Consider the following 11,966-nt stretch of genomic DNA (forward strand, 5'->3'; position numbering starts at 1 on the left):
TGCTTTGAGGTCAGATGCGTGTAGTCTACCAGCTGCCTGACAGGCGAGGATAGTGCGCTAGCGGTTTTCTTGTATGGGCCGCACCGCCTAGGATACCTCTGTGTGCCACCCAGCCGCCAAGTTCTACGAAGATCGAACGATACAACCAGGACTACCTAAGCTGACCCTGCCTGACCCAAGTTGTTTGCACGCATCCAGAGTTCAGAAGGAACTTGGAGAGTAAGCCGGCTTGCCGCTTCACACTTCCGAGGGCGGCAGTGGCACACGTTGAGATGTTGAACATGATGGAGAAGCTGGCAGTGCCAATCGGCCCACGGGACTGCAGAATGCTTTAGTCTTCACGCTGTTTGGAATTATCGAATAGATGATATTTCACTCCCTCTAATTCTCCCTCAACTATTGGTGGAATATCTACCAAATCATGATACTCGGAGAACAAGGACGCGACACTTCTATTATTGATTCGGTCAAAAAGACCGGACTTTCCATGGCGGTGAAATAGGTCCATAGTCAATCTGCTAAAGGGCAATCTGAATTCCCGAGGAAGTTTTGGGAATACCGAATCCACTGCACGGATAATCAATTCTGGATCATCGCAAACAATACATATTGCGTCCAATGGATTAGGCGATTTGTCATTAGTCATATACGCGATTCCATTTATTGAAGTGCACCATTGTCCCAAGTCTAAATTTGTCCGTTTGCATCACAATATCGTATCGAAAACTAAAATTGCTCCGAGGCCACTGCATGGCGTTAGTGTCGTAGGCAGGGTCGACACCCGGCGAACGACCTGGCCTGGCCCTTCATCTTCTTCTGAGTGCGTGAACGTGCCATGCCGTTATGGTAGCCTGATGGCACCCAGTAAAGCCAACGTGTTGCCGCCGAATTCTGCAGGCCAGTGGCACACAGAAGTACCATCGTTAACCAGTGCCACCCAGCCGACTGCCACGGTGCGACGATCGCTGGAAAGAGTTTCACACACGCTTACGAAAAACCAAACCGGCGAACGTCGTCTCGGCCGCGATCGCCAACCGTTGGCTTCGCAGGCTATACCACGAGATGGTCGCCACCGAAACCGAACTGGCCGCTTAGCGTACCTTTGAAAATTTCAATCACCGAGAGCTACCGATGAAACTCAGGAGCAGGAACTTACGATCGCGGATCCTTGCGTAGCGAAGGCGAGCTCGAGTGCCACTTGGACACCCGTCCGAAGCCAGATAGGGCAGCCTTCGCACCTCGAAACACCCACCAGGGCTAGGCCAAGCGGCCGATGCTCGGATAGAAGACTGGGATCTCCGCAAGCGTGAATACTAACCCCTGGACAAATCAGAGACTTTCATAGAAGTGGCACACGGAAGATTAATCGCCCGCCAGTGCCACCCCGCCGGGATAAAATGTCAGATACCGTAGCGATCCGTTTTAGTTTCGATGGGTCATTAGAAGAGGCTCAAAAGCGCCTTGGCCAGCTATTCCATGTCGCGATTCAAAAGGGAACAGCCTGGGATGGGGACGATGTCTATTTTTTTTCGTCTATGGGAATGGGGGTGTCTCTCTTTAAGCACAAGTTTCATGACCCCGATCACGATCCCAGGTTAAGTGATAACGACGTTATCGTACAAATGAACCTATACGCACCAGTAACGGGACGAATGTACTTCCAAGTTGCTGTCCTCTCTGAGTGTGCATCCCCTCTTGCCGGTATGATAGCGACCGACCTTCATTGTGTCGCTTATGTCTGCTCGGAAGACGATGTGGTCCTGGAAGAAGTTATGCCCGACTCCCAATTACCCAAAAGAAAGGTTGTCAGCACTACCATTCAGCCAGGAGGTGACGAAGCACTGTCAAGAATTGTGAGGATTCGGTTTGATTTTGACGGAGATCTCGAACAGGCCCGGGAAACACTAGGGCGGTTGTTCAATGTAGAGATGGAAAAACACGTGTCCCCAATTCTGGATGAATCCTTCTCGTTTGCAGCGATGGGCGTAAAAGGAACCGTTTCAAAATCGTTTTACTTTGACCCTGATTTGGATTCGCGACTAAGCCACAAAGATGTAATGATTGATGTTACTTTGTATGCACCTGTGACGAATCGTACGGCGTCGAAGACCGATCGGGTCTTGGATATATCATCCATCCTTGCCAGCATGGTGGCTGTCTGTTTTGATCGCCCTGTTTATGTCTGTTCGAGCCACAATGAGGTAATCGAGGAAGTGATTCCGACTGACTTTGATAGTGAGTAGAAGAAAAAGAGGTGTCTAGAGTGACTCGCAATCGTCGTTCTTCCACCTTTGGATTGCCACGCTCAACAGCGACGGTATTCCAGACAAGGTACTCATCTTCGACGCGTGGCAATCGATTTCCTTGTTCATTAATAAAGTCAGCGAACAAAGGGTGATTGCGTATGACTCGCCCTTGGTCCTCTAAGTACCCCACTGCCCTGGCTAGGACTTCCGGAGCTTCTTTGGCGAACACTCTTACGTCTAAGCCAACTGCCTGAATTGCTTCCAGCAATTCCTGCACGCTAAACGCCACGGCTGAAGTTTCTGCTCGTCGAATCAGCACACTCAGGGTTGGACGATCGCCATCGTCGTCGTATGCCCTTGGCCGTTCCGGTAGTTCCGAACGAAGCTCAATCTCGGCGAATTCATCGGTGATCACCTCAACGATGTCGATCGTCACTGAGCCCCCTCAACGTCCTGAACAAACACAAAACTCCCCAGCTTCGACGAAGTCAGCACATCCATCCGGCCATCCCCATTCACATCGGCGGCTTGGATCTGCACGCCGACGCCTGAGTGGTCGTCGATCTGGTGGGGGACGAAGCGGACGGTTCCGTCTGCGTTTTTGGTCCGCTCGAACCAATAGACGACCGGGGCGGCCATGGGTTCGATGTCTCCTTTGGGGCCGTGGGCCCAGCGACGTGTGCCGACGATGATGTCTTTACGTAAGTCGCCGTTGATGTCGGCCAGGTCTAACGCGTGCAGCTGGGTGAACGCTACGCCGAACGTTTCCCGCTGCGTGTCGTCTCCCATGATCAGGTGCTTCTCGAAACAGATCTCTTCACCGCTCTTGGTCTGCTCGAACCAGGCCAGCCCCCAGCCGTGCCCGTCGAGCGCCGTGATGACATCGGCGTCGCCATCTTCGTCAACGTCGTCGCAGTAGATCTGCGCCCCACCGCGCTCGGCGAACTTGTGCGTGTGGAACGGCCAAACGGTGTTGCGTTTTGGTGGCTGTTCGAACCAGCCGTCGTTGATCACCAAGTCGAGCCGGCCATCTCCGTTGACATCGCCGACCCCTTCGCCGTGATAAAACTCCTTCCACTCACCCCGATCGCTGATCGGCTGAAACCGCCACGGCTGTTGTGGCTTGCCCGGCTGCGGTTCGATCCAGCCCAAACGGCCTTCCCAATGACAGACGACCTGCACGTTCCCGTCCTGAAACAGATCGACCAGCGCCGGCGACTCTCCCTGTACGCGTTCAAACGCGTAGTGCTTCTTCCACTCGCCGTCGGTGCTGCCGGGATTCTCGTACCAGTAGGCAGCATGTAGGTGCACGCGCCCCAGCACCAGGATATCGGGTAACCCATCGCCGGAGAAATCGTGCACGAAGCTGAACATGCTGTTCGATGGGCTCTTCTCCGGCGGCAGTGGCACGGCCGGGTAAAACTCGTGCTTCTGATCGAAGCTGGGCCCCGCGTACCAATAGGGGCCCGCCACGATATCAGTCGCCCCATCTTGGTTGATGTCGCCTGATTGAATTCCATCGCAGAAGTAGCGATCGCTCAGCACGATCTTCTGGAAACGGATCGCACTCGTTTCTTCTGCCCGAAGCGTCGCGCACGCGAAGGCAATCAAAAGCAGGCTGACCCAACAGGTAGTTGGCGGCATGAAGTAGCTCCCAAGGGTGGTCACGTTTTCTCCGGAGTGATTGTACCGATTGAGAACACATTCCGCGATTTTTTGTTTGGATGAGCACATCCGCGCGATATCATAAACGTATCCCTCCTCCTTAACCCCCACCCAAGGATCTCCGCATGTCTCAGTCCAACCCAATCAAGGTCGTTGCTGCGCTGCTGGTCGCGGCTTGGTTCTCTACCACAATCACCTCAGCCTCGGCCAAAGCGATTCATGTGCCGGGCGACCACAAGACGATCCAGGCAGCCATCGACGCGGCTGAGCCTGATGACGTTGTTTTGGTGAAGGCCGGAACGTACGCCGAACGACTCAAGCTGAAAGCGAACGTGACTGTTCGTAGCGAAGGAGACGCCACTGCAGGCAAGCAAGGACTGCTGCGGGCCGAAGAAACGATCCTCGATGGCTCCGACGTGCCGGGGCATGGCAGTGCCGTAATGATGGCCGAAGGGTCGGAGCTCGACGGGCTCACGGTTCGTAACTTTGGTCACTACGACGAAGCCGAGTGGGCGAAGCATCACAAGACGCAGGGAAACCTTCAATCGCACGAGCACATCGGCGAAAGCCCTGGTCCAGGTATTCAAATCCCGAACGTGACCTGCGTGGTGCAAAACAACATCGTGCATCACATCGGTGACACCGGCATCGGCCTGTTCGGCAGCTCGGGCAGCGCCGCTTCGCCGCACATTTATAAGAACGTCTGCTACCGCAACATGGGTGGCGGCATCGGTGCGATGCGTCAGTCGCGCGGGATCATCGAAGCGAACACCTGCTTCGAGAACTTCTACGCCGGCATCGGGCACAACCACGCCAGTCCTGTTGTGATCCGCAACGTCTGTTACGAGAACATCCGTGCCGGGATCGGCATCAGTGAAGGCTCGTGCCCCACGGTGCGTGAGAACAAGTGCTACAAGAACCGCCGGGCCGGGATCGGCGTGCGAACGGGGTCAGATACCCGTCCGATCATCGAAGCGAATCTCTGCTATGAGAACGACATGGCCGGCATCGGCACCGAAGAGGACGCCGCGTCGATCATCCGCAACAACGAGTGTTACCGAAACAAGATGGCGGGCATCGGCATTCGGCACGCACAGGCCACCATCGTGGGCAACACCAGCTACGAAAACGGCGCCGCTGGCATCGGGCTAGACGGAGCCAAGGCGGTCGTGATGGACAACCACTGCCATCACAACCAATCCGCCGGCATCGGCATGGCGGAGTGCGAAGACGGAAAGGCCACGCTTGCCCGTAATAAGCTGATCGAAAACAAGCAAGTCGCCATCGGCATTCACGGTGGGTGGCAAGCGGAAGTGATCGAGAACGAACTCGAACGGACCGGAGGAATGCCGCCGCTGATGATGATCTTCGCTGGCTCGACCGTCGACATAAACGGCAACACCTTCAAGGGAGGCGGCGTCGCTGGCGTTCGCATCGCAGGCGAGGCCCGGATCGAGAACAATCAAATGGTTGCTACGGCGCTTCGCAAAGTCGGACCACCCAGCTTCGGCATCTGGGCTTTGCCGGACGCCACCGTCCAGGCGTATGGCAACAGCTTCGAGAACTTCCGTCACGCCGTTTCCGCCAGCCAGGCGAATGTTTCGGCCGTCGGCAATAAGGTGAAGACGTTCCACCAAGCGGCGTTCGTCATCCAAGATCCCAAGGGATCGACCGCCGTCATGGGCAACCAGGTGACCACCGGCGACTCCAACGCCAAGGTCTTACTGGCCAAGGGGAACGAGACCGATCGGATCGTTGAGCGTGGGAATGAGATTGTGAAGAAAGCGGAGTAAGTTTTCCGCATGAGAAATGGGGATCGTCCAAAAAAGCCGGCGTCCCCATTCGATTTGTGCGCGACTTCAGTCTTCGGCGAAAAAGCAGATGAAGAGAGTCTTGTGGTGACCCACCGCCACAATAGCTTTATCGAAGGTCCAATCGGATACGGGGTTCCAGGAACCGAACACTGTTCCGTTATGGCCATACGTTTTGGGACTATGGTTAGTGACCCAAGTCGAACCTGATTCCGCGTGCATGGACAGTGATTCCGCGAGCGCCACGCATTCCTCGATCGGTAGTAGTTGATCCGAAGAATAGGCAAGATCATGCCCTATATCGTAGGCGAGCATGTCAATGATGGACTCATACTCATGTTCGATCGTTCGCCAGCCGTCGCCAATGGCTTGGTAGCCTGCGAGTGTTGAGGCGGAGTCGGCCGCGTCGCTCACAGAATCGCCGATACGTTTGGATTCGTAAGCCTTTACAACAACGGAGTCGATCGATTCGATGATTTCGTTAAGCGGTTTCATGCATTATTAAATTAAAAGCAAACGGGTGCCGCTACTCCAGAGGCTCTTTCGCTTCCTTCATGAAGTCGGCCATCATCTGGACAATCGTGGGATGATCCTTGGCGATGTCGGTTGTTTCGCCGATGTCTTCCTGCAAGTTGTATAGCTCGATCGGTTTGTCTGGGGCCTGGCGAACGGCTTTGAATTCTCCTTGCCGGGCCGCTTCCATCTTGGCGAAGGACGAATACGAGATCCGCTGCTTCGGGTCAGGCTTGCGGTTTGCGACGACCACCTTCTGCTGCTTGTTGAGCAACGTTGGCAGGAAGCTGAGGCCGTCGTTCAGCGGCACCACCTTGGCATTGGTCAGATCGGCGTAAGTGGCCATCACATCGTAGGCGTTGAAGGTGATGCCAGACTCGGTGCCGGGTGCGATCTTGCCGGGCCAGACGGCGATGAACGGCACGCGGATGCCGCCTTCGTAGACGGTTCGCTTGTATCCCTTGAGCGGGCCGTTGCTATCGAAGAAGTCGACCTTGTGTCCCCCTTCCTGATGCGGGCCATTGTCGGAAGTGAAGATCAGCAGCGTGTTGTCTTCGATCTTCAGTTCCTTCAAAAGGTCGCGCAGCTTACCGACGTCGCTGTCCATGTGCGTGACCATCGCAGCGAAACCTTTTTCCGGTGCGGGCCAATCCTTGTCGGCGTACTGACCGTAGCTGGGCACCTCGCTGCCGTTGCCGGTGACGCGGCCCCCTTCGTTGTTGGCATGCGGGATCGTCCAGTGAATGTGTAGCAGAAACGGCTTGTCGGCATTGCGGCGAACGAAGTCGAACGCTTCCTGGGTCATCACGTCGTGCGAGTAGGTCTTGCGGGCATCGAGCTTGGCCACACGGCCGCGGGCATTCTTGTCGTCCATCAGGACATTGCCCGGCAAGGGAAGCTCTTCGACCTTGTCCCCTTCGCAGCGCCAGATATTGGGCGGGTAATAGTTGTGGGCGTTGCTTTGGTTGAGGTACCCGCACCAGAAGTCGAAGCCGTGATAGATCGGTTCGCCGCCGCTGCCAGGCTCACCCATCGCCCACTTGCCGACGCCGCCGGTGGTGTAGCCTTGCTCTTTCATCAGCTCGGCGATCGTGTGATCGGACGGCTTCATCGTGTACGGTTTGTTGTCGTTGATCGGCTGATGCCCCAGACTTCGACCGGTCCACAGCACCAGCCGCGAAGGACGACAGACCGTGCAGCCAGCGTAGAAGCTGGTCAGCTTCATCCCATCGCCGGCCATCTGATCGAGCTTCGGCGTCGCGATCTTCTGCTGGCCGAAACAGCCCAGGTCGCCATAACCGAGGTCGTCGACGTAGATGAAAATCACGTTCGGCTTGGCATCATCCGCCGCACGCGCGACCGAAGGAACCAAGAACAGCAAACCAGCAAGCAGCAAAACCAAACGATGCATGGGAGGGACCTTCCGCGCAAGCAAGGGTCAAATCGGGGTGCCAGAGAGGTGGTTGTTTAGTATTGCTTGCTCCGGTGGCGGGGTCAAATTCTCGAGAATTACGGCTTTACCAGCGGTTGATTCGGCATTTCCAGCTTGTTCAAGTCTTCCAGCTTGATCTTCAGCACCTCGACGGTTTGTTTGCCTCCGGCGAAGGCCACCAGCAGGTCGCTGCCATGCTGGATCACGTGCGGGTAGTCGACATGCCTGCCGCCGATCAGATAGCCCATCTTGGTGAAGACAACCCCATCGTCGCTGATCGAAATGGCCAGCGGATCGCGGCGCTTCGGATGCGGGTTCGAGACCAGCACGTAGCGGCCATCTTCCAGGCGAACGCCACTAAACTTCGACCGAGCATCGGGAAAGTCGGTGCGATGCGGAGGGGACCAGCTCTTGCCCTGATCTTCCGAGAACGAGCGATAGAGGTAGCCGCTTTTGTGGTTATCGCGGAACAGGGCCACCATTCGCTGATTGTCCGGCAGCACCCACCAATACGGCTCTTCCGCGGCTAACTCAGCATCGGACTTGAAGACCGGCACCGAGTCCCACTCGTCGATCGCTTCGACGCCGCCGACCAAGAACTGCACGCCTGACTTTTTGTAGTCGTGCATGCGGCGAGACATCATCCACTGACCGGAAGGTATCTTCTTGGGCGGGAAGTTATTGATCGCGTTGTCTTGGATGACCTGCGAATCGCCCCAGGCCTGGGCTTGGTTATCCCAACGAAACGCATGCAGCTCGAGGCCGGGCCCAAAGAAGCCAGCCGACTGATCGAGTGACGCCAGCGCGTACAGCTCGCCGTCGCGCTGCCAGAAGCCGCGAGCAATCCAGCGGAACCCATCGGGGCTGCGCGTGCCGTAGACCTTCGAGTCCTTGCCGGAATGGGGCGGCACGGGCGAAAGGAACTTGGGCTTGCTCCAGGTCAATCCATCGGGGCTGGTCGCATACGAAACGCGCTGCCCTGCCTGATCTTCAATGCCAGGGCCGTTGCTCCACATGATCCAGAACTGACCCTCGTGAAAGGCCAGGTAATTATGCTGATGAACACCTTTCGCCTTCCGCACATCACTCACCACGACATGTTGCGAAGGAACGCGCGGCAAGCGATCGAAGTCGATGTCATGCGGATGCGCGGGAACCCAGTCTCCTTTCAGCATGATCGTCGTCTGGTCGGCAGGCGTCTTCTCTTCGGCGTTTGCTGACTTAGTCGCAGCGATCCCATTGCCAACGACCATCAGCATCGCGAAACATGCCGCCAGACCCAAACGCTGTCTCATCATTGTCTCTACCAATCGGTGAAGTTGCACTGAAGCTATTTCTATTGATCCGCTACTTTCGGCTCGATGCCCAAGAGGCCTGAGAACTCCAGCAGCAGTCGCTGTGGAGTGCTCATCGCGGCGCGCTGCTCGAGGACCGACCGGGCGAGCTCGGGCTTGTCGGTCAGAATGCCGTCGACGCCGCGGCTCATCATAGTCGACATGGTTGCCGCATCGTTGACCGTCCAGACGAACACCTGTTTGCCGTTATCGTGAGCTTGATCGATCAGCAGCACGTCGGCAAAGCTGGCGTTGACGGCCAGGAAGTCGGCTTCCAGCTTGCTCAGGTTGCCGGCCGCAACCGACATGAGCAGGCCCACTTTCCACTCGGGGCGAATGGCCTTCATCTTCTCGACGCCCTCTCGCTTGAGCGACATGGCCATGACCTGATCGTTCATCCCCTGCTCGTCGACGATATCGGCCACGCGTTGCTCGAGCATCTCGTCGTGACCGTAATACTTCAGCTCGATATTCACCCCGACCTTGTCTTTGCACAGGGCCAGCACTTCGGCGAGCGTCGGCACGCGCTGGTCGGCGAAGTCGGGTGATTTCCACGTGCCAATATCGATGTCCTTCAGATCATCCGTGGTGGCATCCCAGATTTTGAGCGGGTTCTTGCTGAGCTTCATGAAGTCGCTGTCGTGCATGATGACGACCTGCCCGTCGGCCGTTTCCTGCACGTCGAGTTCGATCCAGTCGGCTCCGTCTTCAATCGCCTGCTGAAACGCTGCCAGCGTGTTCTCAGGGGCTTTGCTGGAAGCACCCCGGTGGGCCATGATCTGCACGTTGTCTTCCAGCTTAACGGTCTCGAGCGCGGCGGCCCCGATCAAGATGGCGACCAGAACGCCAACGATCGCGAGCACGGCCAGGCGAGTGCGGGTGATCTTGGGGCCTGCGTAGTTGGCCGCTTCCTGTTCGAACTGGGTGGCCAGGTCGACCTCGGAACCGTTTCCTGGCGATTGGTACAACGTGAACAGCATCGACGCGAAGGTCGTCGTGCCCAGCAGGTTGCTGGCCAGGTTGACCACGGTTAGCAGCAACATCGAAACACCGATCGCCACGACCAGCCAATGTAGCGACGTCGTCGAATCCGGCATCAACTGCTGACTGCACCAGGTGACAATCGCCGAGGCAATCGCCGAGACGATCACGATGGCCACGGCCCAACCGACCAGCCAGGCGAAGATAATTCGCTTGTGGCCAAGCACACGGCGGCGACTTTCTTGCAGCGCCTCGGACGGACTGCGTTGCTCGAACAAGAGCAGCGGCAGGGCGAAGAAGTAACTGGTAATCATCCACAACAGTACACTGACCAGCCCGATCGCCAACACAACACCGATGCCCACCGAAATGCGAAACACAGGCGGGCTTTCTTTCAGATAGTAGTTGATGTCGTACTCGGTGAGCAGCGAGAAGTAGACGATCGCTGCCACCACCAGAAACGGTACCACGGCAGCAATGATCAGTAAAAGGATCCTCATCGTCAGCCGCACGACGCTTGCCGCATGGGCGACCGCGTATCGCAGGGCGCCGATCGGCGTGACCGTTCGCCCAACATGCTTGGCGGCGAGGATGCCCAGTAGCGAGGTCTGCTCGAGAAACACGATCCCCAGCCAAAGCGAACCGACAACAATCAAACACAGCCAGCCTGCCGGGCCGAGAAAAAACATCGCGATCTCGACGTCCGAGAGAACTTCATCTCCAAACGTCGCCAGCAGAAATCGGAACAGGCTACCCAACAGGGGAGTGAGCAGAATGAACGCGAGAATCTTGTAGAGCAGATCGGTCGCGAAAAGTGTTTTCCAACAGGAGGAAAATGCCTGCGATGTCGCAGTGAGCCGTGAGTTCATGGTGTTTTCCTCTGCACTTCTTTTCACGCCGACGGGGAGTCAGGGTCTTAGGGTTCGATGCGAACGGTTTATTAGAACACGTGGTATGCCTTGGCATCTAAGGTCTTCGCCAAATCGGGATCGTTCGCCTTATCGAGCAAGTAATAGTAACCGAAGGGATACTTGAAGACATGTCCGATGCCAACCGCCTTGTCACCACGGCGTTGCCAATACTCGGCCTGGTTGGGCCGGAGCTTACTGAACGCATGGTCCTTGATCTTTCTGGCATCCGGGACGGGACCTTGCCGCGTGACGCTCACGTATTTGCGGAACGCGGTGCGGCATCCTTCGGCGAGTTCTTCGTCTCCGTCGGCAGCCAGTTCGACCATGGCCTGGCCGAAGGTGAGCATGTGCCCGGCGAACCCTTGCCCATAACCGACAAAGCGGTCGATCGCATCACTGGCTTCCTGTAGAACGAAGCGCGAAGCGACGGCGGTATCGGAAAACGAAGGAGGCTGCACGCTTTCGTCCGGGGCTTCGTCATGCCACGGCTTGAACTTGCGGATCATCTGGCAAACGCCGTCCACGCGCTGCGGAGTCGCCAGTTCCGGCATCATGGTGAATGACTTGATCGCCAAGGCGGCGAAGATCACGTTGTGCCCCACTTCGCGGAGCGTCTCACTGCCATCGAGCAGTGCCAGGCGTACTTTCTGTACGGCTTCCGGATCGGGATCTTCTTCGGGAAAGGGCTCGCACAGCTTCGTCTTCGCCCAGTTCAAGTCGAATAGCTGCGAGATCCGCGTCATCGTTGGCTGGTCGAATCCATTCTCGACGCACATCAAATGGGCCGAGATCATTGCCGCGCCACGATGCCCGTCGCTGAAGTAGTTCATCTTGTGGGCGCGGGCCAACGCATTCATCCCCAGGCGCACCAGGTGCTGGTCATCCAGCGGCGAGTCTTCGGCGGCCTTCAGCCAGTCGGACCACAGACTGCCGGCCAAGGTTCCGCCAGCGAGAACCACTTTTGCAAAGCGACGACGGTCGAAAGACTTTTTCATGGCGAACAGCCGCGGAAATGGCGAGAGAACTAAGTTGGAAGAATGGACCTCCTATTAGGATACCTGAAGATTGAGCCG

Annotated in this window: 9 protein-coding genes; 3 read left to right on the top strand and 6 right to left on the bottom strand. The window is 56.8% G+C overall.

The features are described 5' to 3' along the window. Window positions 1-930: 930 nt before the first annotated feature. Window positions 931-1,095, top strand: a complete 165-nt coding sequence (locus tag PSR63_RS10720) for a hypothetical protein (protein ID WP_274333142.1) — start codon at window positions 931-933, stop codon at window positions 1,093-1,095. A 302-nt stretch (window positions 1,096-1,397) separates the two neighbouring features. After that, window positions 1,398-2,243, top strand: coding sequence for a hypothetical protein (locus tag PSR63_RS10725; RefSeq protein WP_274333144.1), 846 nt, complete (start codon window positions 1,398-1,400; stop codon window positions 2,241-2,243). Between the two features lie 435 nt (window positions 2,244-2,678). On the opposite strand, the gene PSR63_RS10730 is transcribed toward PSR63_RS10725, so the two are convergent. Then, window positions 2,679-3,890: an FG-GAP repeat domain-containing protein gene (locus PSR63_RS10730; protein WP_274333145.1), complete on the bottom strand. Its 1,212-nt coding sequence runs from the start codon at window positions 3,888-3,890 to the stop codon at window positions 2,679-2,681. A gap of 146 nt (window positions 3,891-4,036) precedes the next feature. On the opposite strand from PSR63_RS10730, the gene PSR63_RS10735 reads away from it, so the two are divergent. Next, window positions 4,037-5,704 (top strand): right-handed parallel beta-helix repeat-containing protein, encoded by a 1,668-nt coding sequence (locus tag PSR63_RS10735; protein ID WP_274333147.1) that lies wholly within the window; start codon window positions 4,037-4,039, stop codon window positions 5,702-5,704. 66 nt (window positions 5,705-5,770) lie between these two features. Here the strand turns inward: PSR63_RS10735 and PSR63_RS10740 are convergent, their stop codons facing one another. The 5 genes from PSR63_RS10740 to PSR63_RS10760 all read right to left on the bottom strand — a co-directional run bounded on the left by PSR63_RS10740 (window position 5,771) and on the right by PSR63_RS10760 (window position 11,888). Further along, window positions 5,771-6,217, bottom strand: coding sequence for a hypothetical protein (locus tag PSR63_RS10740; protein WP_274333149.1), 447 nt, complete (start codon window positions 6,215-6,217; stop codon window positions 5,771-5,773). Between the two features lie 31 nt (window positions 6,218-6,248). Continuing rightward, entirely contained in the window at window positions 6,249-7,646 is a 1,398-nt protein-coding gene (locus PSR63_RS10745) for an arylsulfatase (protein ID WP_274333151.1), read from the bottom strand. Between the two features lie 98 nt (window positions 7,647-7,744). Beyond that, window positions 7,745-8,965 carry an exo-alpha-sialidase gene (locus PSR63_RS10750; protein WP_274333153.1) on the bottom strand — a complete coding sequence of 407 codons (1,221 nt, stop codon included), beginning with the start codon at window positions 8,963-8,965 and terminating at the stop codon, window positions 7,745-7,747. Between the two features lie 38 nt (window positions 8,966-9,003). Further along, on the bottom strand, window positions 9,004-10,851 hold the full coding sequence (locus tag PSR63_RS10755) for a glycerophosphodiester phosphodiesterase (RefSeq protein WP_274333155.1): 1,848 nt from the start codon (window positions 10,849-10,851) through the stop codon (window positions 9,004-9,006). Between the two features lie 71 nt (window positions 10,852-10,922). Then, complete coding sequence (locus tag PSR63_RS10760) at window positions 10,923-11,888, bottom strand: hypothetical protein (RefSeq protein WP_274333157.1); 966 nt, start codon at window positions 11,886-11,888, stop codon at window positions 10,923-10,925. Window positions 11,889-11,966: the final 78 nt, after the last annotated feature.

This window comes from Bremerella sp. P1 (genome assembly GCF_028748185.1).
Classification (GTDB): Bacteria; Planctomycetota; Planctomycetia; order Pirellulales; family Pirellulaceae; genus Bremerella.